We start from the raw sequence: 24,793 nt of genomic DNA on the forward strand, positions 1-24,793 counted from the left end.
GCGGCCTGCCCGGATACAATCATTCAATTCACTAGATCTGAGGCCCGAGATGACTCTGCGTATCGCAACCCTGGTGGGCAGTCTGCGTGACGACTCGATCAACCGGCGCTTCACGGAAGCCCTGATCCGACTAGCGCCGGACGACCTGAGGTTCGAGCCTGTCGCCATCGGCGACCTGCCGCTGTTCAACCAGGATGTGGAGGCGGAGCCTTCGGAGCCGGTCGACCGGTTCAGGGCGGCAATCCGCGAGGCGGACGGCGTGCTGTTCGCCACGCCGGAGTACAACCGATCGATTCCCGGCGTGCTCAAGAACGCGATAGATCACGGGTCCCGGCCCTACGGACAGAGCGTATGGACCGGCAAGCCGGCGGGCATCGTCGGCGTGTCCGTGGGCAAGATCGGCACGGCGGCGGCCCAGCAGCATCTGCGCGCCATACTCGCCTATCTCGACATGCCGACCCTGGGACAGCCGGAGGCCTTCATCGAATGGACCGACGGGCTCGTCGATGAAAGTGGGCGGATCGGCCCGGACAGCCGAGACTTTGCGCAGGACTGGATGGATCGGTTTGCAGCCTGGGTTCGGCGGGCGTAACGCCTGTCGCGCTGCTGCATCACCAACCTCGCCGCCGGCGTGGAGGCGGCGCCGAGCCCGGGAGACGGAGTGCCCAAGACAAACGACGGGGTTCAGGTCCGCGTCTCGGTACGGGCCGGCGGCGGACCCTTCTGGCAGACCAACGCCACTGTGGCCTCGGTCAGTGGCGGCTCGGTGATCGTGGACGGGTTCGACCGGGTAGTGACGGCCGCGAGGAGCGAGTTGTAGCCCGCAGGGCCGGACCGCTGGACGGTGGACTGGGAGATCCGCACGCGACCGTAGCCCGGGCTGATAGAGCGAGAGAGGCCAGGTCTCCAGGTGAACGCCGACGGTCCTGGGCGTACAGGACCGTCGGGATCGGTCTGTCCGGCCAAGCCGTCAGGTGGCGATCTTGCGGCCTCGCTTGGCCGGCGTCTTGGCTGGAGTCTTCGCCGGCTTGCGGCCGCCCTGGCCCAGGCCGGCGGCCTTGGCCAGATCCGAACGGGCCTTGGCGTAGTTGGGCGCCACCATCGGATAGTCGATCGGCAGGCCCCACTTCTCGCGGTACTGAGCCGGCGTCAGGCCGTATTTGGTCGAGAGGTGTCGCTTCAGCGATTTGTACGGGCGGCCGTCCTCCAGGCTGATCAGATGATCCGCGGTTATGCTCCTGCGGATCGGCACGGCGGGCTTCAGCGGTTCCGGTTCCGGCACGGCTGTCCTGATCGTGCCGGCCAGCGCCTGGTGAACGCTGGCGATCATCGCCGGCAGGGCGTCTGCTGTCACCTGGTTGTTCGACACATAGGCCGAGACGATGTCTGCGGTCATGCCGATGAAGTCGGCGTCGTTATTGGCGTCGTCCATGAAGCGCGTGACCCTAGCTGCAATGTTGGAAAGAGGAGTCATTGTGATCGAGCGGGGCGTGATTTGGAACATCTGATCGAGACCGTGTGGCGGACTCGCGTGCGTGGCTGTTCTGCAGAGGCGGCGATTCCCACGAGCGGCCGGACCGCCGACCGATAGGGGGCAGGGCGTGGATAGCGTTCGCCGAGTTCTCGCGGGGCGACACGATATATTATCGCCCGTGCTGAACCCCGGCGGCCGCCTCGTGTTGGCAAGCCTGGAGATCCAAGCAGCATGACCGCAGACCAGACCCCGGCCGTTATCGGCGCCCAGGCCCTTGGCGAAGGCCCGCTGCCGAAGACGCCCGAGCGGCTCACGGGGAGGCCTTCGCCGGCGGCGGTCGCCTCGCGTCTGAGCGTCAAGCGGCTCCCCAAGGGGCGGCCGATGCTGGTCCTGGCGCGGGACGAGCGGCGGGCCGAGGAGATCGCCCGGGCCCTCTCGGTCATGGCGCCGCGGCGCGAAGTCCTCGTGTTTCCGCCGTTGGACAGCCTGCCCTACGACCGGTCTGAGCCTTCGCGCGACGCCATGGGGCGACGAATGGCGGTTCTGGCCGCCCTGACCGGGGCGGCCGACCGGCCACGCCTGCTGGTGACGTCGCCGGAAGCCCTGATGCAACGCACCGCGCCGGCCGCCAGCTTGCCTGCGCCCTGGGTTCTCAAGGTGGGCGACAGGCTGGATCGCACGGCGCTCGAGACCTTCGCACGGCGGACAGGATGGCGGTTCGACGACCGCATCGACGAACCGGGCGAGATCGCCCTGCTAGGCGCGGTGGCGGATCTCTATCCGCCCGCCGCGGCCCGTCCGGTGCGGCTCAGCCTCGATGAGCAGGACATCATCACGGAGATCCGCGACTACGATCCGGCGACCCAGCGCACGCATGACGCCGTCGGTACAGTGACCCTGGGCGCCGCCTCGGAGGTTCGCGAAGCGTCGGAAGAGACGATCGACGCCGCCGAGGTCGGGTTCGAGCGCCGCTTGCTGGACAGTCATGGCGGACTGGTCAGCCTGTTCGACCATATGGACGATCCGGTTCTTGTGGCGGAGCCGGATGCGATGGATCGCTGCGACCGGGTCTGGGCGCAGATCGTGGAGGCGCACGACACCCGGCGCCGGTTCGCAGACAGCGCGGCGCCGCCCGCGCCGCAGGCCTTGCACCTGGAGGCGCAAGAGGTGCGGCGGCGCTTCGGCGCCGCCGGCGCGCTGGCGCTGGGCCGGCTGGAGCCCGCGCCGGGCTTTGAGACGGAACGGTCTCCCGGCCGCGTGCTGAAGGCCTTCATCGAGGCCAGTCGCGCAGCGGACCGACGCGTCATCCTGACAGGGGCGGCGCACGAGCAGAAGCTGATCGGCCGGCTGTTGGGACGTCACGGCCTGAGCGGCCTGGCCGTCGCGGCCGACTGGCCCTCCGCCCTGAAGGACCCGGCCGGGGTCGTCCGCCTCGAGGCCGACCTGGACCGCGGTTTTGTGGACGTCCGGGCCGGGCTGGCCGTCATCACCGCGTCCGACATCTTCGGCGCGCGCGTGGCGCGGCGCGGCGGCGGGGCGGGAGTGGTCGAGCTCGGCGAGACGGAACTTCGGCTGGGCGATGTGGTCATTCACGAGGATCACGGCCTGGGCGTCTTGGAGGGGCTGGAGACGGTGACGATCGACGGCGTCCAGCGCGACGTGCTGCGTCTCGGATATCAGGGCGGCGCTTCGATCCTCGCCCCGGTGGAGGAGTTCGGGCGGATCTGGCGGTATGGGTCGGACGCCGACGCCGTGACGCTGGACCGGCTCAATTCGGACGGCTGGATCCGTCGCCGCGCCGAGGCGAGCGCCCAGATCGACGCCGCCGCGGAGGTCCTGGCCGAACGAGCGCGCCGCCGCGAGGCGACCCGCACCGATCCGATCGTGCCGCCGTCGGCCGCCTATGCGCGCTTCGCCGCGGGGTTTGGCTTTCCGGAATCCGTCGACCAGGCGGCCGCCATCGAGGCCGTCCTGGAGGATCTGGCGTCCGGACGGCCGATGAGCCGGCTGGTGTGTGGGGACGTGGGGTTCGGCAAGACAGAAGTAGCCCTGAGAGCCGCCGCCGCGGCGGTCCTGTCCGGACGGCAGGTGATGGTGGTGGCCCCGACCACGGTGCTCGCGCGCCAGCACCATGAGGTGTTCGTGCGCCGCTTCGAGGGAACCGGGGTTGCGGTGGCCTGTCTGTCGCGGGCCATAGAGCCGGCGGCGGCGGCTGAGGTGAAGGCGGGCCTTGCGGATGGGCGCGTTCGGCTGGTGGTGGGGACGCAGGCCCTAGCCGCGGAGGATATCAAAGCCCCGGATCTGGGCCTGGTGATCATTGACGAGGAACACCGCTTCGGGGCCGAGATGAAGGCGGCTCTGGCCGAGCGGGCGCCCCATCTTCTGACCCTGTCGGCGACGCCGATCCCGCGCACCCTTCAGGGGGCGATGGTCGGCGTCCAAGACGTCAGCCTCATCGCCAGTCCTCCGGCGCGCCGTCGCCCCATCCGCACCCAGATGGCCGACTTCGATCCCGCCGCCGTGCGGCTGGCCCTGCTGCGGGAGAAGGCGCGCGGCGGGCAGAGTTTTGTCATCGCGCCCCGGGTGGAGGATCTGGCGCCCCTGGCCGAGCGGCTAGCCGCGCTCGCGCCCGAGCTCAGGGTGCTGACCGCCCATGGCCGGCTGAAGCCCGCTGCGCTCGATCAGGTCATGGGCGACTTCGCCGCCGGAAGCAGCGACGTCCTGCTGGCCACCAATATCGTGGAAAACGGCCTGGACGTGCCGCGCGCCAACACCATGATCGTCTGGCGGCCGGACCGGTTCGGCCTGGCCCAACTGCACCAGTTGAGGGGCAGGGTGGGGCGGGGACGCCGTCAGGGCTTCGCCTGGCTGGTGTCCGACTCTGACACGCCGATCGGCGAGAGCGCCGAGGCGCGGCTGCGGACGCTTGAAGCCCTCGATCGGCTGGGCGCGGGTTTCGCCATCAGTGCGCGCGATCTCGATCTCCGGGGCGGCGGCGACCTGGTGGGCGACGAGCAGGCCGGCCACATCCGGCTGATCGGTTCGGCCCTGTATCATCGGGTCATGGCGCGCGCCCTGAGACGGGCGCGGGGCGAGCCGGACGTCGACGCCGCGCCGCCCCGGCTGAACCTCGGCTTTTCCGGGGCGCTGCCGGTCGATTACGTCCCGGACGCCACGGTCCGCATCAATCTCTATGCGCGCCTCGCCCAGGCGATGTCGGCGGAGGCCGTGGATGCGCTTCATGCCGAGGTCGAGGACCGGTTCGGCCCGCCCCCGGACGCGGTCGAGACCCTCCTCGCCGAGCGCCGTCTGTCCGCCCTCGCGGCGACCGCCGGCGTTATTGAGGTGACAGCCGGACCGAAGGCGACGGCCTTCAGGGTGGATGCAGCGCGGTGCGGCCTGCTGGCAGACCGGCTGCCCAAAACGGAAGGGCGTCGGTGGTCCGATGACCGGCTCTTGGTCGAGGCCGCCAATGACGAACCGCACGATCCGGCGGCGATCGAGGCCCTACTTGTCGAGCTGGCCGCCGCCTAGCGGCGGCGTCGTCGGCCCGGCGGCGGAGCCGACCCCCGTCGTGCGTGACGTCAGGAGCGCCTCGATCGGTGGCGCCGCCTATTCGAGGGTTGGTAGCCGCTGACGTATTTGGGGCGTCAGACGAATTCGGGCGACCCGAACACCGACCAGCCGGTTTCAGCGCGGAGCCGCTTCAGCCTCACGACGGCCAGGATGCGGTTGCCGGACTCGTTCAACCGGGCTCGACCAGGCGCCGATGGAGGCGACGCCGGGGGGACCGGCCACAACGGCGCCGCTGACCCGCTCTTGGACGGCAGGCGGGTCGTTTCGCGGCCGGGTCTCGGCCTCCGGGAGCGGCTCGGTCTCCCTTCGAGGGTCCCGTGATAACGAGGAGAACTGAGACGCGGTTGAGGTCGCCCTCTTCCAGCTGCGAGGCTGGCCCGGGGTCGAGCCACACCGGGGCCTCTAGCCGTCGGGTGACGTCGGCCGCCATTGGCCGCGACATATCGACAACTCGAGTTGGGCTAGGTGCAAGCCCCTAGGATTGTCCGTAGGCTGATCTGCACGCCGAGCGATGCTCGTGACGGACTACGCGGGTGCGGGTGGATGAGCCCATGGTGAGGCCCAAGACTATGTGAACGCGGGTTGGCGTCGCCTCGCCTTTATCGGTTAGACTCGCCTGATGCGGTCTGATTTGCACCATCTCCCGGAGCGGCAGCAGCGCCAGCTGGAGCGCGTGCGGGACACCCTGCTGACCGGGTTCGAGGCGGCCAAGAACGGGGGAGGGGGCGGCATGGCTGCTCCTGACTCAAAGCGGCGCTTCGGAAGGTCCGCATCCGGATCCAGAAAAGCGTGGAGTGAATCTCCGCCTCAAGCTCCGGACAGAGCCCCCTTCAACGCTTCTTCGGTAATCGGTTTGATCAGGGTGGCGTGAGCGCCGAGGCCTGTAGCCATTTCGAGAATGGGTCCGGGGCCGAGCCTGCCGCCGCCCGTGATGGCGATCACGCGCATGGTTTCCCTCAGGTGCCGAGTCTCCATGATGAAGTTCAAGCCGTCGCGGTCCGGCATCAGAATGTCCACCAGGACGGCATCGGGCGACCAGTCCCGGACGACGCGGAGACCATCATCGACCGTCTCGGCGGTCATGACCTGGTAATCCATGCGCTTCAGCATGTCTTCCAGATGGCCCAGCATCAGGGGATCGTCCTCGATGACACAGACCTTCATGCCCAACCTCCGGATGCATCAATCATACGGGTCTAGCCGATGAACCCCGGCGTGCGTCAACCCGGCAGGCGTCGTTTCCGGCTGATCGTGGGGCTGGCGTCCGCGATCCTCGCCGTTCTTCTGATGCTCACTGGTCTGGAGCTCCGCCGTGAGTTCGCCAGCGTCGGTGAAATGAGGGCTGCGGTTGAGCGGTCTTATGACACCCGGCTGCACATCCAGTCTGTGTTCTCGTTGCTTCAGGACGCGGAGACGGGGCAGCGGGGCTACATCATCACGGGGGATGAGCGGTTTCTGGAGCCCTACGACGAGGCGCTGACCCAGCTGGACGCCCAAATGGCCGCCCTCGGCGCTCGGTTCGGCGGGGATGATGTGCAGGGCGTGCACCATCTGCGCCTTTCGGAGCGCATCACTCGCAAACGCCTGACGATGGAACGCAGCATCGACCTTCGCGAAGCGGGGCGCACCGACGCCGCTTTCGCCGCCGTTTCCAGCGGGGAGGGTAAGGCGGCCATGGACGAGATCCGACGCCTCGTATTCCAAATGACGACGCGAGAGGCACAGCGTCTGTCGGCCCTTTCCGAGGGCGCAGCGACGCGCACCGAGCGAACAGAAATCATGGTGGTGCTTCTGTTCGCCACGCTTGTGCTCATTGCGGCGGCAACAGCCTTTCTGGTGTGGCGCTATCTGGCGACACGGGGCGCGCTTCTGGAACGACTGGAAGCGGCGGCGGCTCGCCACAGCGCGACACTGGACAGCGCCTTTGACGCCATCGTCACACTGAACCCCAGCGGCAGCATCGAGACCATGAACCCGGCAGCGGAACGCATGTTCGGCTGGCGGTCGGACGAGATCGGGCGCCGGGATGTGAATGTGCTGATCGACCTGGCGGAGAATGGCGAGGGTTCGTTTCTGGATCGACTGGGCGCCAGCCAAGGCGGGCTGGAAGACGGGCTGCTTCGGGAACTGACCGGCAAGCGCCGGTATGGTGAGACCTTTCCTGCCGACGTCGCCTTGGGCGCCATGGATTTGCCCACGGGCCGTCATGTGGTGGCGGTGATCCGCGACATCACCGAGCGCCGACGGGTCGCCGAGATGAAGGACGCCTTCGTCTCCACAGTCAGCCACGAATTGCGCACGCCGCTGACCTCTATCGCGGGATCGCTGGGTTTGCTGGCGGGCGGCGCGGGCGGCGACCTTCCGGAGAAGGCGGCGCGGCTGATCGGCATTGCGCATTCCAACAGCCAGCGCCTGGTGCGGTTGATCAACGACATACTGGACGTGGAGAAACTGGAATCCGGGAAACTGGTTCTGGCCTCGTCGTCTCTGGACCTGCGCGACATCGCCACACGGTCAATCGACGGCGTGCGCGGCTATGCGGAGCAGATGGGCGTGACCCTGGGCCTGGGCGACGGCGAACCTGCTCACGTGCGCGGCGACGCCGACCGGTTGATCCAGGTAGTGACTAATCTCCTTTCCAACGCGGCCAAATTCTCGCCGTCAGGCGGCGAGGTTACCGTTACGGTCAATCCCGAAGCACGGATTGCCCGGCTCAGCGTCGCGGACCACGGGCCGGGCATCCCGGAGGAATTCCGCGCCCGCATCTTTGACAAGTTCGCCCAGGCGGATTCCACGGACACGCGTGCCAAGGGCGGAACAGGCTTAGGTCTGGCCATCGCGCGCGAGATCGCCGAACGCCACGGCGGCCGGCTTTGGTTCGAGTCGGCCAAGGGGGAAGGCGCGACCTTTCACCTCGACCTGCCCCTGGACCGGCCGGAAGAGGCGACCAGGAATGGAACGGGACGACTGCTCATCTGCGAGGCCGACCCCGACGCCGCCCGGGTCCTGGCCGAGATGCTGTCCCACGAAGGCTATCAGGCCGATGTGGTCGGGACGGCGCGCGAGGCGCTGTCCAGCGCCCGGACGGCTTCGTATGCTGCGGCGCTGGTTGATCTGCAACTGCCCGACGCAGACGGCGTCAGCCTGATCCGGGCCCTGAAGGCGAGCAATGAAACCCGGTCAATGCCAGTGATCGTGGTCTCCGGCGATGTGGGGCGCGGACGGATTCGCGGACGCTCGCTGGAGGTGGCCGACTGGATGGAGAAGCCGGTCGACCAAGCTCGCCTGAAACTGGCCGTCCAGTCTCTCTTCAGCGGCGGTGAAAAGCCGCTGGTGCTGCATGTCGACGACGACAGGGATATTCTAGAGATCACGCGGCAAGCTCTTGGATCGGTGGAGATGATAGCGGCCGAAAGTCTGACCGAGGCTCGGGCTGCGCTGGCGGCCCGGCGTCCGGATCTAGTCATCCTGGATCTGGGCTTGCCTGACGGTAACGGCCTGGATCTGCTACCGGAACTTACGGACGAGGATGGCCGCACAATCCCTGTCGTGATCTATTCAGCCCAGGACATGGACCGTGAAGCCGGGCCGGCGGTGCGGGCGGTGCTGACAAAGTCGCGCATGTCCCTGACCCAGTTGTCGCGCACGGTGCGCCGCCTGATTCGCCGCACCGGAGGACTTTTATGAGTACATTGAGGATTCTGCACGTCGACGACGAGGATGACATCCGCGAGGTGGCGGCCTTCGCGCTGGAACTGGATCCGGACATTACCCTGACCTCGGCCGCATCTGGCGAGGCCGCTCTGGCGGCTCTGGACGGCGGGCTCTGTCCCGACGTGGTCTTGCTGGACGTGATGATGCCGCATCTGGATGGCCCCGGGACCCTGGCCCGCATTCGAGAACGGCAGGCGCATCAGATAACGCCGGTGATCTTCATGACGGCCCGCGTGCAGTCCGGTGAAGTGGACCACTACCGTGCTCTGGGGGGTCTGGACGTCATTACCAAGCCGTTCGACCCCTTGACCCTTGCCGCCGACGTGCGGGCCATCCTGGCGGCCCGGCGATGAACGACGTGCTGGCCGGTCTGCGGGAGCGCTTTCTGGCTCGATGCATTGGCGACCTGGAGCGGCTCGACGATCTGGCTGCGCGGGGCGCCCTGGATGTCGACGAGATGCAGGATTTGGTGCACAGCCTCGCGGGCGCCGCGGGCACGTTTGGTTTTCCCGAGATCAGCGCTGCGGCGGGAGAATGCGACGACGCTTTTGCGCAAGGCGCCGCTCCAGATCGCGCGAAGGTCGAGCATCTGGCGGCGACCATGAGAGAGGTCCTGGCTACGCGGACGGGCTGAAGCCTTTTCGGGTCATGGTCCCCCACGACTGGCTGCGACGCAGGTACTGCCACAGGCCGCGCAGACGCCACAGGTTGTTGAGCTGGCGATAACCGAAATTCTCCAGCACTGCGACGGTGGTCAGCAGCAGCAGATGCCGGGCGCGGGGAAAGCGCCGCAGCTCCGATTCCTCAAGGGCCAGCGCACCGACGGAGATCGCGACGCCAAAGGTGAAGCTGACCGCCAGGAAGCCTAGCAGATAGTCCAGCGACAGCAGTCCCAGCGCCCAGAACGCCGGGATCAGCAGATAGCCCAGCAACTCCACAATCGGCCCCAGCACATCCACGAGGACGATATAGCCGAAACCGATGGGGCCGAGCCGCCCGTAGCGGGGACGGAACATGACGTCCCAGTGGCGCTCGAAGGTTTCCAGCGCGCCCCGGTGCCAGCGGGACCTCTGGCGACCAAGAACGCGCAAATCTTCTGGGGCCTCGGTCCAGCAGACCGGTTCAGGGATGAAACCCACCCGGTACGGTCGATGCTGATCGCGCATCAGCCGGTGCAGCTTCACCACTAGCTCCATGTCCTCGCCGACCGTGCCGCGGGTGTAGCCGCCGGCCTCAACCACTCGTGCGCGTCGGAAAAGGCCGAAGGCGCCGGAGATGATGGTCAGGGTGTTGATGCGGCTCCAGGCGAGCCGGGCCATCAGGAAGGCGCGTAGATATTCCACGGTCTGCAGCAGGGCCAGAAGGTTGCGCGGCGGACGGACCTCCAGAACCTGGCCGTCGCGGATGAGGCAACCGTTGGCGATGCGCACCGTGCCGCCGACCGCCACGGTACGCTCTGGGTCCTCCACGAACGGCCTGACGGCGCGCAGCAGGGCGTCCGGCTCCAGCAGGGAGTCCGCATCCATGGAACAGAAGATCGGCGCGCGGGACACGTTGATCCCGGCATTGAGCGCATCGGCCTTGCCGCCGTTCTCCTTATCCACGACGATCAGGCGGGGCTGGTGCGCGGCCGCGTACACACCGCGAATGGGCTGGTGGTCCAGCGCCTGATCGTAATGGCGCTGCACCGGCTTCAGGTCATAAGCATCAATCAAAACTTGCAACGTCGTGTCTATGGAGCCGTCGTTGATGACGATCACCTCGAAACTGGGATAGCGCAGCGACAGCAGTGACCGGACGCTCTGAACGATCGTGAGCGCCTCGTTGTAGGCTGGCGCCAGCAAGGCGATGGGCGGCGAGGCCTCGGCGTAACGGCGCCACAGCACACCCGACTGCGGGATCGACGGGCGCGCAGAAAGGGCGCCAGCCGCCAGTACCAGCTGGATCAGATAGATGACGTTCTGGGCTATGCCCATGCCGATAACGAAAAGGGCGATGGACTGGGCGAACCCCGCTATGACGACGGCCAGGCCCTGGGTCATGGCGCCGCCTCCGCCATTCCGCGCTCAGCCAGTGCGAGTGAAGCCGCGCGGCGCACCACGTCCTGATCGATGCCGACCGCCATGCGCAGGCTGGCGACACCCTTTTCGCCCAGGGCGGCGAGGGCCTCGCCGGCGCGGAACCGCACCCACCAGGCGGGATCTCCCAGCGCCTGGATCAACATGGGCGAGGCCCGCACCAGGCCGATCCGGCCGGCGGACTCGCACGCGGCGGACCGCACCTCCCACGCCGGGTCTGAAAAGGCACTTGTAACGGCTCCCTCGGCAGCGGGGTGGCCGAGCAGCCCCAACGCGCGGACCGAGGCGATGCGCAGCTCCAGCTCAGGCGCGGCGGCGGTTCGGCATAGCGGCTCCACAGCCCGATAGTCACCCGAGGCTCCCAAAGCGTCGGCCAGCACAGCCCGGGTGGCGGACGGCGCTTCGGACAACAGGAACACATGCAGCGCCTCAAGCGGCGAGGCGGCCGCCGCCCGTCGGATGACCGGTTCGTACAGCAGCGAGTCCTGCAGGTCGCGATTGGCCAGGTCGATGACCATGTCCTGCAGCGGCGGCGCGGCCTCCATGTCCAGAAGAGCTGTGAGAACCGCCACACGAAAATCGCCGTCACGGGATCGCCCGAGCGACGCGCGCAGGGCATCTGCGGTCGCTAAGTCTGGAAACGCCGCGAGCGCTTCGGCCGCGGCGATGCGCCCAGCCTTGCCGCCGCGGTTGAGCCGAAGTCGCAGGTGTTCGGCCAATCCCAGGTTTGCGAGGTCTTCGGTCAACCGTTCCCGCTCCACCCCCCGCACCAGAGCGAGCACCTCAACAAGCGTCTCCGCCATCAACCGAGCACGTTCGACGTAGGGGTTCAGACGCTGCGCCGCGTTCGCGTCGCCGGCCATGATCTCCAGAAACAACGCGCGGACGCGCGCCTGATCCGTAGCTCGCTTTTGGTCGATGCGCTCGCGCAACAGACGCGCCAGGATCAGACCGGTCATCCAGATCAGCGCCGTCGCTCCGAAGACCAAAGAGCTCCACCACAGGAGCGCCAGCATGCTCACCTGGACCGCCAGCCAAGACCCAGGGTGATCGCGTCCCGATCATAGGCTCCACGCTCTTCGTGCAGGGCGCCTAGTCGCAGGGTGATCTGATCAGTCAGGCCGATTTCAGCGCCCAGGCTGACGGCGCGCACGTCCACGGTGACGCCTTCGCTCGTTTCCGGCGCGTCGGCGTGACTCAGGCGCAGGCTCAGACGGTCGCTGGCCGCCCATTGGGCACTCAGGGAATAGCCGGTCCGGTGCTCATCCGCCTCGTCCCATAGATTGATCCAGCGCGCCGCCAGCCGGACCCGCCCTTGCACGAGATCGGCCGCCAGACCCGGCTGTAGGCTGATGACATCGCCGCTGGCGAATCGGGCGACGGAAGTATCCAGGGTGCCACTGAATGTCGGCGAGAGACGGATGTCGGTTCCGGCGCGAAGCGAGACTTCCGGTCGATACTGGGCCTCCACCGCTCCGCCCAGCGCGGCATAGGCCGCGCCCCATGCGAAACGACGATCCAGCCGCGCCTCAAGCAGCAGGTCTTCATTGTCGAAGCGCTCGGTCCACTCCGCCGAGCCGGCGAACGTCCAGCGCTCATCCAGCGCGCGGACAACGCCCAGTCGAACCTCCGTCCAGTCGGGCAGGTCAGCGCCGAGACGGCTTTTTGATACGTCGAGATCGACCCGCCAGGCTAATGACGGCCGCAAGGCGCGGTCCAGCGCTGCGACGTCGGGCCGGTCAGGCGCAGCCGCCGCGGCCCTCTGGACTTCTGTTCGGGCGCGAGAAAGATCGCCGCGTCGCTGAGCCACCCCCGCCAGACCGAGAAAGGCGTCCACATAATCCGGCGCGTCGACCAGCACGCTCTCGAAGTCTGCTTCAGCCTCATCCAGCCGATTGAGGGCCAGCAGGCAAAGGCCGCGATTCAGTCGAGCGTCCACGTCGCCAGGACGGGATTGCAAGACCGTGTTCAACTTGATCAGAGCCGCCTCGTGTCGTCCCGCGCGCCGGTCGGCCACCGCCGCCTCGTACAGGGCTGTCGGGTCCGTGCGGACCTCAGGCGGGACGTCTTGAACGATCATCACCTTGCTCCATGTCCGAGGCGCTCAATATGCGACGAATACGCTGCACCAGCTCGTCCGGAATGAAGGGCTTGGCTAGGTAGTCCGCGGCGCCGAGCTGAAGACCGCCAACCACATCCTGCTCCCTTTTCAGGGCGGTCAGCATGACCACGGGAATGTGGCGCGTGGCTTTATCAGCCTTCAGCCTTCGCAGCACCTCAAACCCGTCCATCACCGGCATCATGGCGTCCAGCACGATCAGGTCCGGCGCGTGGTCCCGAATCAGCGCGGCCACCTCTCCGCCATGCTCGGCCGCAAACACCTGATGATCTTCCGCCGCCAGCTTGTGCTGCAGCAGCGCCCGCAACAGCGGATCATCGTCAGCAATCAGGATGCGCGCCATAACTCACTCCACAACCGGCCCGCCCTCACATTGGGCATGATGCAGGCAAGAAGTGAATCAAGCCCTAGGAAAGGGAGATGATGCTGGACCCTTGGAAGCACGGAGCGCTTCGGGTCGCCCCCCGTAGTGCTCGACTTGGGGACCGAATGTCTTTCTTTCGGGTTGAAGCCAGGGTTTACTTTTGGCGCATAGGTGAAGTGTGAGTTCACCGAACACTGGCGTTGCGAGCCGGGCTGAGCTGTGAGCTGCCTCCCGATAACGAGAAGACCCATGCACGGCACCTACGCCACCTTGAGCCTGCCCATGCAGCTCGACCGCCAGCCGGTCGAGGGCAATGTCGCATGCGCGGAGGGAGTGTAGGGGCGAACCGGTCTGACCGTTTCGGATTTCCAGCAACCCCTCCCGCCACCGGCCGGAGGGGTTTCTTGTATCCGCGAGAGCTCCGCCGGCCGGTCCGAGAGGATCAGACGAAAGAGGAGAAACGACCATGTCGCACTACGACGTGATCGAAGGTCCGGAACACGTGCCGATAAAGGCATGGACCCGGGGAGTGCCCATCGAAGATGCCGCGCTCAAGCAGCTGAAGAACGTCGCCTCGCTGCCGTTCATCCACAAGCACGTGGCGGTGATGCCGGACGTGCACTGGGGCATGGGCGCGACAGTGGGGTCGGTGATCCCGACAGTGGGAGCCATCATCCCCGCCGCCGTGGGCGTGGACATCGGCTGCGGCATGATGGCGGTGCGGACCTCGATCCGCGCCGAACATCTGCCGGACGATCTGTCTGCCATCCGTTCCGCGATCGAGGCGGCCGTTCCGCACGGCCGGACCGACAACGGCGGCCGCAACGACAAGGGCGCCTGGGCGTCCGAGCCGCCGGTCTCGGCCCATTCCCGTTGGGAGGTGCTCAAGGCCGGATACGACGCCGTGGTGGACAAGCACCCCAAGGCGGCGCACGCGCGCGGCTATGGCCACCTGGGCACGCTCGGCACGGGCAACCACTTCATCGAGCTGTGCCTCGACGAAGCGGGCGACGTGTGGGTGATGCTGCACTCCGGCTCTCGCGGCGTGGGTAACCGGTTCGGGACCTACTTCATCGAACGGGCCAAGCACGAGATGCGCCGCTGGCACATCAACCTGCCGGACCAGGACCTGGCCTACTTCCCCGAGGGGACCGAAGGCTTCGTCGATTATGTCCGGGCGGTGTCGTGGGCGCAGAAATACGCCCGCGCCAACCGCGAGGTGATGATGGATCAGGTCCTGGGGGTGCTGCGCGCCTTCTGGCCCGACTTCGAGACCACAGCCGAGGCGGTGAACTGCCACCACAACTACGTCACGAAGGAAAAGCACTTCGGCAAGGACGTCTACCTGACCCGCAAGGGCGCGGTGTCGGCCAAGGACGGAGAGCTGGGCATCATCCCCGGCTCGATGGGGGCCAAGTCCTTCATCGTGCGCGGCAAGGGCAATGCGGACTCATTCTGCACCTGCTCGCACGGCGCCGGTCGGGCCATGAGCCGCACTGAAGCCAAGCGGCGCTTCACGGTGGAGGACCACGTCCGCGCGACCAAAGGTGTCGAATGCCGCAAGGACGCCGAGGTGATCGACGAAACGCCGATGGCCTACAAGGACATCGACGCGGTCATCGCGGCCCAGTCCGACCTGATCGAGGTGGTTCACACCCTGCGTCAGGTGGTGTGCGTCAAGGGATGACGGGAGCCGGTTCCGCAGCAATGCGGTGCCGGCTTTCGTCGTTCGGGGACGTCCAGTTTGGGCGACGAAGCGAGTGTCCGCTCTTGGCGCTCATTCGACCTCTGAAAGTGGGTAGGCTCAGCGCTGGACAGGCCTGAATGAGCGTGCAGTCTCCACCCATGATTAAATTCTGGGTCGTTCTGACAGTATGTGTGACGGTCTCGCTGCTCATCGGCTTGGCAGTGCTATCGCCTGTCCCTCACGACAGCGCGGGGTTCGCTGCTTGGGCGCAAGCTATCGGGACCGTAGGCGCTGTGCTGATCGCAGTACTGATCGCGCTTTACCAGAATGATCACGCCGCTCGCGTACGCAGAAGTGAGTCGAGTGAGCGTCGGTCGAATGCATTTGCGACCTTTCGGGTCGCTAGCGAGCGGGTAGTTGAGGCTATCCGTGACGCGAGGGCTCGCGTTATCGAAAAGCGGACGAACCAGGCTGCGGCCTTAATCGCAATCGAAGCAATCACCGGATCCGTTCACCAGCTTGAGGCCATTCCCGTAGCGGACTTCGGCAGCCACAGGGCGTCGCTTGCGGCGGCTCGTTTCAACGGGAAGGCACGAGAGACATTACTGACGCTTCGCGTTGTCGCCGACAATCCTACCGTCACTGACGCTATCATGCCTTCGGCATTCGCGACCGAGCTCGACGACCTGGTGACATGGCGCAAGCTGGTGATCGAAGCGGCGTAATGTCTCATATTCGGACTTAGGCCAAAGTCTTCTTCTGGCGCTTCTGAGACCTTGTCAGGCAATCGCCGATCTTGATTCATTGCCGCTGCTCCGACGGGTTACGCCGGTTGGCAGTGTTAGCCCTTGGGCCAGAGGGCCCGACAGGGTTGCTTGATCAAGTTCAGATGCGCCGAACAATTCCGTTCGCCTCACCGAGTTGCAGCATACTTCGCTGGAAGAAGGTGCTGAGACGGTGGCGACGATCCGCTCAACCGCTGCCGTGCGTGGAGGCATGATGCCTGACGAGCACCCTTGCGTGAGGCACGCCTCCATCATTTGATCGTGCTAAACTTGGGCCGAGCGGGAGGCTGTGGTGGATCGGCGATCTCCACGACTGGTGCAAAGACCATGATATCGGCGCTTGCTTGTCGGGCCTCGCCCGCCGTTGCAACTGTCGTGCGCGGTTATCGCGAGCGCACAGGTTTCAGCGCAGGATCCGGCGTTGTTGTGCCGCTGCCGGGTCGGCCGGCGCAGTTTCTGGAAGTCTATCTGGACACGCCCTATCGCGTCAGCATCGATGGCGGCGTCTTCGATGCTACGCCCGAGGCCGTGGTGGTCGGTCCGTCGTCACGCCACAGCGCGCGGCTGTTGCTTGCGGGACCTGTTGCCGCGTTTCATGTCGCCTTCCAACCGACGGGATTTCAGCGGTTGTTCGGCGTCGGCATGGGGCAATTGAGCGATGTCGCTGTCGCGACCGGGGACCTGGGCCTGAAGCCGCTTGACGAACTGGTGGATAGGATCAGGCTGGCGTCTGACTTTCCCTCGCGCGTCAGGGCCGCCGACCACTGGCTGGCTCATCAGTTAGCGCAGGCGCGCGCGGCCGAGCCGCTGGACCATTTAGCGCGGCTGATCAGGCGGACGAACGGAGCGCCGCAGGTTGCTAGGATGGCTGAACGGCTGGACCTGTCGCCGCGCCAGTTGCAGCGGCGTTTCATCGACCATGTGGGGCTGACGCCGAAACTCTACGCGCGCACGGTGCGGTTCGAGTCCGTTCTGGAGGCGCGGGAGCGACGGCCGGATCTGACTTGGACGGCGCTGGCCCACCGCTTCGGTTACTTCGATCAAGCCCATCTGCTTCGCGACGCCCACGCCTTCACAGGCATGCCGCCGAGCGCGCTGGTTTCGGAAGCCGCGGCCATGTCCGATTCTTCCTAGCGAGCTTTTCTTTGCACACGGCATCCTTCGATTGAACGAGGAGAAGCCAATGAACCGCCGCACCCTTATGACCATCCTTGCAGGAGCCAGCCTGATGACCGCCGTCCCGGCCCAGGGCCATACACAAGTCGCAGATGCAGACCGGGCCGCCGTCCAGGCCTGGCTGGAGGAATGCACTGCCGCCTGGGCGACGAGTGACGCGGAACGGATGTTCCGCATGGCGTCTGACGATGTCGAGTGGGTCAACATCGTCGGCATGCATTGGCGCGGGAAGGCGCAGGTCGTCAGCGTCCACCACCTGTACCTGACCACGATGTTCAAGGGCGTGCCGATGTCGCTCAAGTCGATCGAGAGCATCAGGGCTGTAAGTTCCGATGTCGTCATCGCGGTGGTGCGCTGGTCGGTTGGCCAGTTCAGCCCGCCTGATGGATCGATCGTTCCCGCCTCAGACGACCGGATGACCCTGGTGTTCCGTCGGACGTCGGCGGGCTTGCAACTGGTCCACGGCGCTAACGTACAGATCAACGCCGTGGCGGAGCAGTTCGACCCGTCTAGGGGACCGCCTCCGTCAAACTAATGGCGGGGCGTTGCTTGACTATATTACCGAGGGTGACCTGTCTCTCATCGCGATGTTTGAACAGGCGCTCTAAACCTCGGCCCGGCCAACGTCCTTCAGCCAATTTCCGCAGGTCCCGCGTCCCCAACCAGAAAAATTCACCGTCGAAACACACCAAGCCTGATGGCGGCTACTTCAAGCCATCCTGCGTCAAGGTGTGGGCCACGAGAGCGTTGGCGTGGCCGTGGCCTAGGTCATGCTCGTCCTTCAGAAGTGCGACAAGCTCCATGTGTTTGGCGGGGTAGCTGTCGCGGACGATCTGCTGCCAATGCGCTATCGGTCGGCCGTACTTCTTCTCGATTGATGGAAAGTAAGAGGCAGGCCCCTTCAACACGCTCTCGGTCATCTGAAACCCCTAACGTCGACCCCGCGCCGGAGACAGCACATTAGCACGAACGTCTGATCTGCGACCCTGCGGCAGCGTCCGGTTCCGGCGCTTATCGGTCGTTCGACCTCAGCGTAGACACGGATGGGCTGGTTAAGACGGCGTTGGTGATCATTCGCTTCGCCGCCATCGCGATCGGGGCTCGGGTCTGAGCGGCGTAGGGCTGGGTCGTGGTTGCGGTCAATCCGAGCGGAGGACCGGTGCGGGGCGCCGCGAGAGGGCATGCAAGGCCGCCAAGCCGCCGCCCAGAGCCGCGACGCCCGTTGCGCCGCCCAAAAGGAGGACGACCCCGGTCCAATCCATAGTCCAGCTCGCCTTGAAGGCGAGGGTCACGACGGGCCAGGCGCCGGCGGCGCCGAGGAGCAGGCCGGCAAGGCCGGCGATCGCGCCGACCAGGCTGTATTCGACAAGGTAGGCCGTCAGGATCTGGGCATGGGAGCCCCCCAGCACCTTCAGGATCGCCGCCTCGCGGGCGCGTTCGCGCACGCCTGCCGCGATGGCTCCGATCAGGACGAGCAGGCCGGCGAGACCAGCGACGGCGGCGGCCCCTCGGATGGCCAGGGCCAATCGATCGAACAGGGTGGCGGCGGCCTCAAGCTGCTCTCTGACGCTGATGATGTTCACTTCGCGGAAGTCCGCGCCGAGCGCCTGGGTCAGGGCGCTTTCCTCTGCGGGCGACGCGCGGGCGAGGGCGACGCTGCGGGGATTGGCGCCCTCGATGGCGGCGGTGTTGATGACGAGCAGGAAGTTGGTGCCGAAGCCGCCCGGATCGGTTCGGCGCAGGGCGGCGATACGGACGTCCATCTCGCGCCCCAGCAGCTGGAGGGTCAGGCTGTCGCCCACCTTGAGGTTCGCGGCCCTGGCCAGGTTTTGAGAGAGGGCGATCTGCGGCGGACCAGCGTAGTCGGCGGCCCACCATCGGCCGCTGACGATGTTCGCATCGTCCGGCGCCTCGGCCAGGGCGGTCAGGAGGATGTCCTGATCGAAGGCCCAGCGTTCGCCTGGCGGCAGGGCTTCCGGATCGACCGGCTCGCCCTTCAGCCGAACAATCCGCCCGGTGAGCAGAGGCAGGCGGCGGTAGCGATCCGGGCCGGGGTTGGTCATGATTTCAGCCACCGCGACATCAAAGTCCGCCCCGCGATCGGCCGGGATCTCAGTGAAGACCACGGATGGGGCCGATCGCGGGGCGACTTCGGTGATCTGGCCGAGCAGACTGGACTGGATGAGCACGACCATGGCCAGAAGTGCGACGCCCAGGCCGATGGCGGGTGACGCCGTGCGCGCCGCAGAGCGCGGGCCGGCGAGGTTGGCCAGGCCCAGGCGGACCGCGCCGCCGGCCTGGCTCCGCAGACGTCCGGCCAGGGCGGCCGCCGCGCGGCCGAGCGCCCAGAGAAGGGCGAAGGCGACAACCGTGCCGCCGATCAAGGCCGCCGCGGCGGCTTTGGACGGCGCGCTCCACAGGGCGAGGCCCGCCAGTCCGGTCGCGGCCAGCAGGGCGAAGACCAGCTCGATGCCGAGACGGGGTCGATCGGTCAGCTGGCGGCGGAAGAGCGCCGACGGCGGCGTCGCACGGGCGCGCGCCAGGGGCGCCAGGGCGAAAGCGGCGGCGGCCAGCAGGCCGAAGGTCCCGGCCTTGATCAGCGGCGCCGGATAGAGGGCGAAGAGGGCGGGGATGGGCAGGCTGTCCTTCGCCAGCGCGCCGATGACGAGCGGCGCGACAGCCCCGATCACCAGCCCGATGGCGACCCCGACCGCAGCCAGCACTCCGATCTGGATCAGATAGATGTCGCGGATCAGCCCGCCCTCCGCGCCGAGCGCCTTGAGCGTCGCGATCGACGGCTTGCGGCCCTCCAGATAGGCTGAGACAGCCCCCCCGACGCCGAGCCCCCCGGCCACCAATGAGGCCAGGCCGATGAAGCCGAGAAAGTATTCGAGCTGATCGATCAGCCGTCCGGCGCCGGCGGCGGCCTCGGAGCGATCTCGGGCCTGGAGCCGGCTTTGCGGAAACCGGTCTTCGACGTCGGCGATAGCGGCCTTCGGATCGGCCGCGGCAGGCAGGGCGATGCGCACCGCTTCGCCGAACAGGCCGCCGGGCGCGACCAGGCCCGCCTGTTCGACGGCGGAGACTGTCGTGACCACGCGCGGACCGAGCGCGAAGCCTCGACCCAGCCGGTCGGGTTCGGAAAGTAGGACGGCGCGGGCGACGAACCGCGCGCCGCCGACGGTGAAGGTGTCGCCGAGTCTCAGACTTAAGCGATCCAGCAGGCCCTGCTCGACGACGGCGCCCGCCACGCCGTTCTCGACGCGCAAGGCCGTGGCCAGATCCGGCGCGCCGGACAGCTGGACTGCCCCAACCAGCGGATAGGCGGCGTCTACGCCGCGCATGTCCACCAGCCGACGCTGGCCGGCGCGGGTTTCCGCCATGCCGTTGGCCCGCACCGAATAGGCGACCGGCCCCAGAGCTTCAAAGGCCGCGCGTTGGTCGGGGCTGAACCGGCCCTGGTCCAGGCTGAAGACGACGTCTCCGCCGAGGATTTCTCGCGCCTGGCTGGCCAGGCCCTGCCGGAAGGCTTCGGCGGTCGAACCGGACGCCGCGATCGCCGCCACGCCCAGCGCCAGACACGCCAGGAAGATGCGGAATCCGGCGATGCCCAAGCGCAGTTCGCGGCGGGCGAAGCGAAAGGCGAGGCTCATGCGGAGGCGGGCGCCGGGGCGACGATCTGGCCGTCGCGCATCGTCACGATCCGGTCGGCGCGGGCCGCGAGACGGTCGTCATGGGTCACAAGCACCAGGGCCGCCCCGCTGTCGCGCACGAGGTCGAACAGCAGGTCGGCGACCAGGGCGCCGTTGGTCCCGTCCAGATTGCCGGTCGGTTCATCGGCGAACAGCAGTTCCGGTCCCACGGCCAGGGCGCGGGCCAGGGCGACGCGCTGCTGCTCGCCGCCAGACATCTGGTGGGGATAGTGCGACCGCCGGGCGCCAAGGCCGACCCGTTCCAGCCAGGCCCGCGCCTGCGCGACCGCCTCCGGACGGCGAGCCAACTCCAGCGGCGCGGATATGTTTTCCTCGGCGGTCATGTTGGGGAGCAGGTGAAAGCTCTGAAACACCAGGGCGGCGCGCCCCCGGCGCAGACGCGCTCGGCCGTCTTCGCCCAGGGCGGCCAGGTCCTGATCGAACAGCATCGCCCGGCCGCGGGTCGGCGTTTCAAGACCGGCGGCGATGGAGATCAGCGAGGATTTGCCTGAACCGGAGGGGCCTACGATCGCGACGGTCTCCGACGGTCCCACGACCAGATCCACGCCGCGAAGGATTTCCACGGGGCCTGCCGCCGAAGGCAGGGTGAGGACGACGCGGTCCAGGACGAGCGGAGCGGCTGAAGCCATCGATATGTCGTCCGCTGCATTGGGAGTGGGAAGGCTGACCCCTATATGGGGGCGCAGATCATCACGCCAAAGCCTGCCTGTCTCATGCCGTCTATTCCTCGTCGTACGCTTTTGACCGCAGGGCTGGGGCTCGCGGTCGCCGGATGCGGCCCCTCGCCCGGGGACACGTCGCCGTCACCGGCGGAGCCCTCGGCCGCTTCTCCGTCGCCGACAAGCGTCTCAGGCGCGCCGGAGAAGATCGTGACCCTGCTGGGGGATTCCATAACCGCCGGCTACGGCTTGCCGTCGGCCGAGGCTCTGCCGGCGCGACTGGAAGAGGCCTTGCGTGCACAGGGTCTCAAGGCGAGGGTTCGCGGCGCCGGGGTGTCGGGCGATACGACCGGCGGCGGGCTCGCCCGGGTCGGCTACAGTGTCGAGGACGACACCGATCTGTGCATCGTCGCCCTGGGGGGCAACGACATGCTCCAAGGCGTGGATCCGGAGACGGTGCGGGCCAATCTGGAAGCCATTATCGCATCGCTCAAGGCGCGCGACATTCCGGTTCTGTTGGCCGGGATGAGAGCGCCCCCGCAGTATGGCGCCTATGCCGCCGAATTCGACCGCATCTTCGTGGATATGGCTCACGATGAAGATGTAATGTCCTATCCCTTTCTGCTGGAAGGCGTGGCGCTGGATCGTCGCTATAACCAGCCAGACGGCATCCACCCCAATGCTGAAGGGGTGCGCATCATCGCCGAAGGTCTTGCGCCAGTCGTGGCGACCGCCCTGTCTGGCGGTTGAGGGGCCGGCGGTGTCGTGCAGGACCGCCCTTCAACCCTCTCACCCGTCGTCGTCTTGGCTCTGCGCTGAGCGCCTTGTTACGAGACACCCCGGCTCGGCAGGGCCGGGGTCTGCTGTTAGCCTCCAACTGGGGACAACAGTCGAGCTCATGTCGCTCGAACTCCAGCGCCCGATTCGACAGCGCCCGCTGTCGCCATGCCGCTCTTGATCTTGCGGGCGCAGGACCACTCGCGGAAATGAAGGCCGGTAAAGAAGGCGAAGGGGTCGGGTTCGCCTCCGGCTAGCCGAAACCAGACTGGTCGATAACGGCCCTCGGCGTCGCGGCCGGGCTCGCTGAAGGACGTGAATGGCACCAGTCACCGAGCTCCGGCGCTAACGATTGCCGAATGACACAAAGCGAGCCCCTGACAATAATGCTCGTTCGGGGTCCAAGAAGGCTCAAGTCCAGACGTCTTCCAGTCTCGGAACCAGAACCTGCACCTTCTCATTCAGACCTCGAACCGAGGAAGACATGATGAGCCGCATCCAAAGCATCGCGCGTTTCAAAATCCATCCCGGCAAGACGGATGAGTTCAAACGGCTGTCGACCAACTGCATGGAGCTGGCGCGTGCGAACAATGCCGGCACCCTCCGCTATGACATCTTCCTCAACGACGATGAGACTGAGGCGGTGGTCTACGAAGAATACGAGAGTTCCGACGCGGCGTTGAAGCACTTCGAGAACATGGGCGACAACGCCGAAGCAATCTTCAAGATCGTGAATATGGAAGGCGAGACGTGGGGCGAGCCGAGCGACGAGCTTCGCAAGGGCTTGGACCAACATGGTGTTCGCGTCCTAAAACCTTTCATGCGTCTTGCCGATTAGGTCTTCGTCGGACTTCTCGTGGATGCCAGCCATGATCACCACTACAGCTTTCAGATGGGTGCCGTCCTTCGCTGCCGGACAGGTCCGCGACCATCGGGTGCGTTGAATCCTCAATGAATGCGGAGTGGTCCTACGAGTGCGCATTCTCGACGCCGCGGACCAGAAATCGGCGGCCCATCGGGCGAAGCAACCCTGTGGTCAGGTTCCTACGCTTGAAGAAGACGGCAGGCCGCCGATGTTCGAAAGCGGCGCCCTGGTTTGGACGGTGGCTGAACGGGCGGGCGTTTTGATCCCCACCGGGGCCGTGCAACGCGCCCGAATCCTCGAGTGGTATTTTGCGGCTCTCAAAACGATCGAGGGGGTGCCGATGAACATTGCGGAGGCAGAGTTCTTCCTGCCGGACGAGGCCGCCAAGGCCGGGCGGCGGCCTCAGGTCCTGCCCTTCGCTCACCATCGACTAGGGCGGCTTCATGCGGCTCTCGGCGATCATGACTGGCTGGTCGGCGACACTTTCTCCGTCGACGATTTCATTATGAGCTCAGGGCTTAAGATCGCCGTGTCTGTGGACCTCCTGATAAAATATCCCGAGCTGGAAACTTTTAGACACGCTGCCTGGACCGTCCCGCCTATCGAAGGGCGATCGACGACCAATGCGCCATCATCGCCGCACACCGTCCTGAGAACTTGCGTTACGAGGAGGCCCGGTGCGCCCCAAGTGAATGCTCAGAGGCGCAGGCGCGCCAACGTCTGATCTCCACTCTCATCGGAAATCCCCCACGGCCGTTTGCAGACTGAAAAGCCGGGCTGGCGGCTTCTGAGCCAGAAACTATCGCGACTTCGTGATCACGCTGATGTCGCCGTTGCGCTCAAGATAGACGGTCTCTGCGTCTTCGATTTGGGCGACGCCCTGAGCGCGCAAAGCCATGCGCAGGTCGCCTTCACCTATCCCGTGGCGGCGCAGGGCGAGCTTATCCAGCGTTCCGGCCTTGATCAAACATACCGGGCGGCCTTTGAGCGCCCGGGACAGAATGGGCCATCGGACAACGGCGTGTGACAACGCGGCGTGCAAGGCGACGATCACCAGCGTAGCGATGATCGTCGGCCAGAAAGGAGCGCTGCCGGTCAGCGCCCGGCTTAGATTCGATCCCACAATCACGGCCAGGATGATGTCGAGCGCCGTCCATTTGCCAAAGGCTCGTGCAGCCGCAAACCTCATGATGGCCAAGCCGATTGCAAAGATCAGCGCGGCCCGAAGTGACATCTGCGACCAACCTATCACCTCGCCCTGTGTGCCGATGAGATGGTGAAATGTTTGGCCGTCCAGCACAGTCATCGTCGGCTAACCTCTGCTGCCCAGTGAAGATTCAACGCTTGAGGATGGCCGTGAGAGCGCCGTCGCCCTCCAAGATCACCACGTCTGCCTGAGAGAGATTCCGCCCACCGGCGTCGCGAACGGCGCTCAGCAGCTCTTCCTCGGTGATCCTTTCACGCTTTAGGGCGGCGGGAATGGATTGACCGTCGCGGGCCAGCACCGCCGGCTCAGCACGAACAGTCCTGGCCAGCGCCGGCCACCGGACCGACGACCACGCCACCAACCATTGCAGGCCTATCAGAGTCGCAAAAGCGACCAGACCCTCCGCCAGGGCAATATCTTCGTTCAATAAAATGGTCGCTAATGTGGACCCCAAGGCCACAGTGACGACTAAGTCGAAGGCGTTGAGCTTTGAGAGCGTCCGCTTGCCCGACAGCCGAAGAAAAACGACAAGCCCCACATACGCCAGCAGGCCAACCAGAGCAGTTCTCGCTAACCCCTGCCAGTCTTGAAAGAGCATC

The 24,793-nt window shown here is 66.4% G+C and carries 24 protein-coding genes; 13 read left to right on the plus strand and 11 right to left on the minus strand.

Features of this window, described 5'->3' with window-relative positions; translation table 11 throughout:
* The first annotated feature begins 49 nt into the window (after positions 1 to 49).
* Together ACK4I0_RS00720 and ACK4I0_RS00725 are read left to right on the plus strand one after the other, a co-directional pair.
* A complete protein-coding gene (locus tag ACK4I0_RS00720; protein WP_409606986.1) occupies positions 50 to 592 on the plus strand; it encodes an NADPH-dependent FMN reductase in 543 nt (180 codons plus the stop codon).
* 69 nt (positions 593 to 661) lie between these two features.
* Entirely contained in the window at positions 662 to 820 is a 159-nt protein-coding gene (locus ACK4I0_RS00725; protein WP_409606987.1) for a hypothetical protein, read from the plus strand.
* A 150-nt stretch (positions 821 to 970) separates the two neighbouring features.
* On the opposite strand, the gene ACK4I0_RS00730 is transcribed toward ACK4I0_RS00725, so the two are convergent.
* Positions 971 to 1,432 carry a MucR family transcriptional regulator gene (locus ACK4I0_RS00730; protein WP_409606988.1) on the minus strand — a complete coding sequence of 154 codons (462 nt, stop codon included), beginning with the start codon at positions 1,430 to 1,432 and terminating at the stop codon, positions 971 to 973.
* Positions 1,433 to 1,705: 273 nt separating this feature from the next.
* Here ACK4I0_RS00730 and ACK4I0_RS00735 point away from each other — a divergent pair, with 273 nt between their 5' ends.
* Positions 1,706 to 5,008 (plus strand): DEAD/DEAH box helicase, encoded by a 3,303-nt coding sequence (locus ACK4I0_RS00735; RefSeq protein WP_409606990.1) that lies wholly within the window; start codon positions 1,706 to 1,708, stop codon positions 5,006 to 5,008.
* A gap of 849 nt (positions 5,009 to 5,857) precedes the next feature.
* On the opposite strand, the gene ACK4I0_RS00740 is transcribed toward ACK4I0_RS00735, so the two are convergent.
* Positions 5,858 to 6,214, minus strand: a complete 357-nt coding sequence (locus ACK4I0_RS00740) for a response regulator (protein ID WP_409607311.1) — start codon at positions 6,212 to 6,214, stop codon at positions 5,858 to 5,860.
* Between the two features lie 51 nt (positions 6,215 to 6,265).
* Here ACK4I0_RS00740 and ACK4I0_RS00745 point away from each other — a divergent pair, with 51 nt between their 5' ends.
* The 3 genes from ACK4I0_RS00745 to ACK4I0_RS00755 are packed head-to-tail and all read left to right on the plus strand — an operon-like array spanning position 6,266 to position 9,398.
* The gene (locus tag ACK4I0_RS00745; protein ID WP_409606992.1) at positions 6,266 to 8,737 is read left to right on the plus strand and encodes a CHASE3 domain-containing protein; all 2,472 of its coding nucleotides are present in this window, start codon (positions 6,266 to 6,268) and stop codon (positions 8,735 to 8,737) included.
* The gene (locus ACK4I0_RS00750; protein ID WP_409606994.1) at positions 8,734 to 9,117 is read left to right on the plus strand and encodes a response regulator; all 384 of its coding nucleotides are present in this window, start codon (positions 8,734 to 8,736) and stop codon (positions 9,115 to 9,117) included. The genes ACK4I0_RS00745 and ACK4I0_RS00750 overlap by 4 nt, the downstream gene beginning before the upstream one ends.
* Complete coding sequence (locus tag ACK4I0_RS00755; protein ID WP_409606996.1) at positions 9,114 to 9,398, plus strand: Hpt domain-containing protein; 285 nt, start codon at positions 9,114 to 9,116, stop codon at positions 9,396 to 9,398. Before ACK4I0_RS00750 ends, ACK4I0_RS00755 begins: the two co-directional genes overlap by 4 nt.
* On the opposite strand, the gene ACK4I0_RS00760 is transcribed toward ACK4I0_RS00755, so the two are convergent.
* The 4 genes from ACK4I0_RS00760 to ACK4I0_RS00775 are packed head-to-tail and all read right to left on the minus strand — an operon-like array spanning position 9,382 to position 13,304.
* Positions 9,382 to 10,806 carry a glycosyltransferase family 2 protein gene (locus ACK4I0_RS00760; RefSeq protein WP_409606998.1) on the minus strand — a complete coding sequence of 475 codons (1,425 nt, stop codon included), beginning with the start codon at positions 10,804 to 10,806 and terminating at the stop codon, positions 9,382 to 9,384. The genes ACK4I0_RS00755 and ACK4I0_RS00760 overlap by 17 nt on opposite strands.
* Positions 10,803 to 11,858, minus strand: a complete 1,056-nt coding sequence (locus ACK4I0_RS00765; RefSeq protein WP_409607000.1) for a HEAT repeat domain-containing protein — start codon at positions 11,856 to 11,858, stop codon at positions 10,803 to 10,805. Before ACK4I0_RS00765 ends, ACK4I0_RS00760 begins: the two co-directional genes overlap by 4 nt.
* Before the next feature lie 2 nt (positions 11,859 to 11,860).
* Positions 11,861 to 12,922 carry a YaiO family outer membrane beta-barrel protein gene (locus tag ACK4I0_RS00770; RefSeq protein ID WP_409607002.1) on the minus strand — a complete coding sequence of 354 codons (1,062 nt, stop codon included), beginning with the start codon at positions 12,920 to 12,922 and terminating at the stop codon, positions 11,861 to 11,863.
* The gene (locus ACK4I0_RS00775; protein ID WP_409607004.1) at positions 12,897 to 13,304 is read right to left on the minus strand and encodes a response regulator transcription factor; all 408 of its coding nucleotides are present in this window, start codon (positions 13,302 to 13,304) and stop codon (positions 12,897 to 12,899) included. The genes ACK4I0_RS00770 and ACK4I0_RS00775 overlap by 26 nt, the downstream gene beginning before the upstream one ends.
* Positions 13,305 to 13,791: 487 nt before the next feature.
* Between ACK4I0_RS00775 and ACK4I0_RS00780 the strand changes: the two genes are divergently transcribed.
* The 4 genes from ACK4I0_RS00780 to ACK4I0_RS00795 all read left to right on the plus strand — a co-directional run bounded on the left by ACK4I0_RS00780 (position 13,792) and on the right by ACK4I0_RS00795 (position 17,508).
* Entirely contained in the window at positions 13,792 to 15,012 is a 1,221-nt protein-coding gene (locus tag ACK4I0_RS00780; protein WP_409607006.1) for an RtcB family protein, read from the plus strand.
* 137 nt (positions 15,013 to 15,149) lie between these two features.
* Positions 15,150 to 15,737 carry a hypothetical protein gene (locus ACK4I0_RS00785; protein ID WP_409607008.1) on the plus strand — a complete coding sequence of 196 codons (588 nt, stop codon included), beginning with the start codon at positions 15,150 to 15,152 and terminating at the stop codon, positions 15,735 to 15,737.
* Positions 15,738 to 16,028: 291 nt separating this feature from the next.
* Complete coding sequence (locus ACK4I0_RS00790) at positions 16,029 to 16,931, plus strand: helix-turn-helix domain-containing protein (RefSeq protein ID WP_409607010.1); 903 nt, start codon at positions 16,029 to 16,031, stop codon at positions 16,929 to 16,931.
* A 49-nt stretch (positions 16,932 to 16,980) separates the two neighbouring features.
* The gene (locus tag ACK4I0_RS00795; RefSeq protein WP_409607012.1) at positions 16,981 to 17,508 is read left to right on the plus strand and encodes an SgcJ/EcaC family oxidoreductase; all 528 of its coding nucleotides are present in this window, start codon (positions 16,981 to 16,983) and stop codon (positions 17,506 to 17,508) included.
* 169 nt (positions 17,509 to 17,677) lie between these two features.
* Here the strand turns inward: ACK4I0_RS00795 and ACK4I0_RS00800 are convergent, their stop codons facing one another.
* From ACK4I0_RS00800 to ACK4I0_RS00810, 3 genes are all read right to left on the minus strand, one after another.
* A complete protein-coding gene (locus tag ACK4I0_RS00800) occupies positions 17,678 to 17,893 on the minus strand; it encodes a DUF4287 domain-containing protein (protein ID WP_409607014.1) in 216 nt (71 codons plus the stop codon).
* A 219-nt stretch (positions 17,894 to 18,112) separates the two neighbouring features.
* Positions 18,113 to 20,626, minus strand: coding sequence for an ABC transporter permease (locus tag ACK4I0_RS00805; protein WP_409607016.1), 2,514 nt, complete (start codon positions 20,624 to 20,626; stop codon positions 18,113 to 18,115).
* Positions 20,623 to 21,315: an ABC transporter ATP-binding protein gene (locus ACK4I0_RS00810; protein WP_409607018.1), complete on the minus strand. Its 693-nt coding sequence runs from the start codon at positions 21,313 to 21,315 to the stop codon at positions 20,623 to 20,625. Before ACK4I0_RS00810 ends, ACK4I0_RS00805 begins: the two co-directional genes overlap by 4 nt.
* Before the next feature lie 240 nt (positions 21,316 to 21,555).
* Here ACK4I0_RS00810 and ACK4I0_RS00815 point away from each other — a divergent pair, with 240 nt between their 5' ends.
* The 3 genes from ACK4I0_RS00815 to ACK4I0_RS00825 all read left to right on the plus strand — a co-directional run bounded on the left by ACK4I0_RS00815 (position 21,556) and on the right by ACK4I0_RS00825 (position 23,711).
* Positions 21,556 to 22,095: an arylesterase gene (locus ACK4I0_RS00815; protein WP_409607020.1), complete on the plus strand. Its 540-nt coding sequence runs from the start codon at positions 21,556 to 21,558 to the stop codon at positions 22,093 to 22,095.
* Positions 22,096 to 22,609: 514 nt separating this feature from the next.
* Entirely contained in the window at positions 22,610 to 22,960 is a 351-nt protein-coding gene (locus tag ACK4I0_RS00820) for a putative quinol monooxygenase (RefSeq protein WP_409607022.1), read from the plus strand.
* Positions 22,961 to 23,096: 136 nt separating this feature from the next.
* Positions 23,097 to 23,711 (plus strand): glutathione S-transferase family protein, encoded by a 615-nt coding sequence (locus tag ACK4I0_RS00825; RefSeq protein WP_409607024.1) that lies wholly within the window; start codon positions 23,097 to 23,099, stop codon positions 23,709 to 23,711.
* Between the two features lie 75 nt (positions 23,712 to 23,786).
* Here the strand turns inward: ACK4I0_RS00825 and ACK4I0_RS00830 are convergent, their stop codons facing one another.
* Together ACK4I0_RS00830 and ACK4I0_RS00835 are read right to left on the minus strand one after the other, a co-directional pair.
* Positions 23,787 to 24,293 (minus strand): DUF421 domain-containing protein, encoded by a 507-nt coding sequence (locus ACK4I0_RS00830; RefSeq protein ID WP_409607026.1) that lies wholly within the window; start codon positions 24,291 to 24,293, stop codon positions 23,787 to 23,789.
* Between the two features lie 31 nt (positions 24,294 to 24,324).
* Positions 24,325 to 24,792 carry a DUF421 domain-containing protein gene (locus tag ACK4I0_RS00835; RefSeq protein ID WP_409607028.1) on the minus strand — a complete coding sequence of 156 codons (468 nt, stop codon included), beginning with the start codon at positions 24,790 to 24,792 and terminating at the stop codon, positions 24,325 to 24,327.
* Position 24,793 lies beyond the last annotated feature (1 nt).

Origin of the sequence: Brevundimonas sp. (genome assembly GCF_046295775.1) — a bacterium.
GTDB lineage: Bacteria > Pseudomonadota > Alphaproteobacteria > Caulobacterales > Caulobacteraceae > Brevundimonas.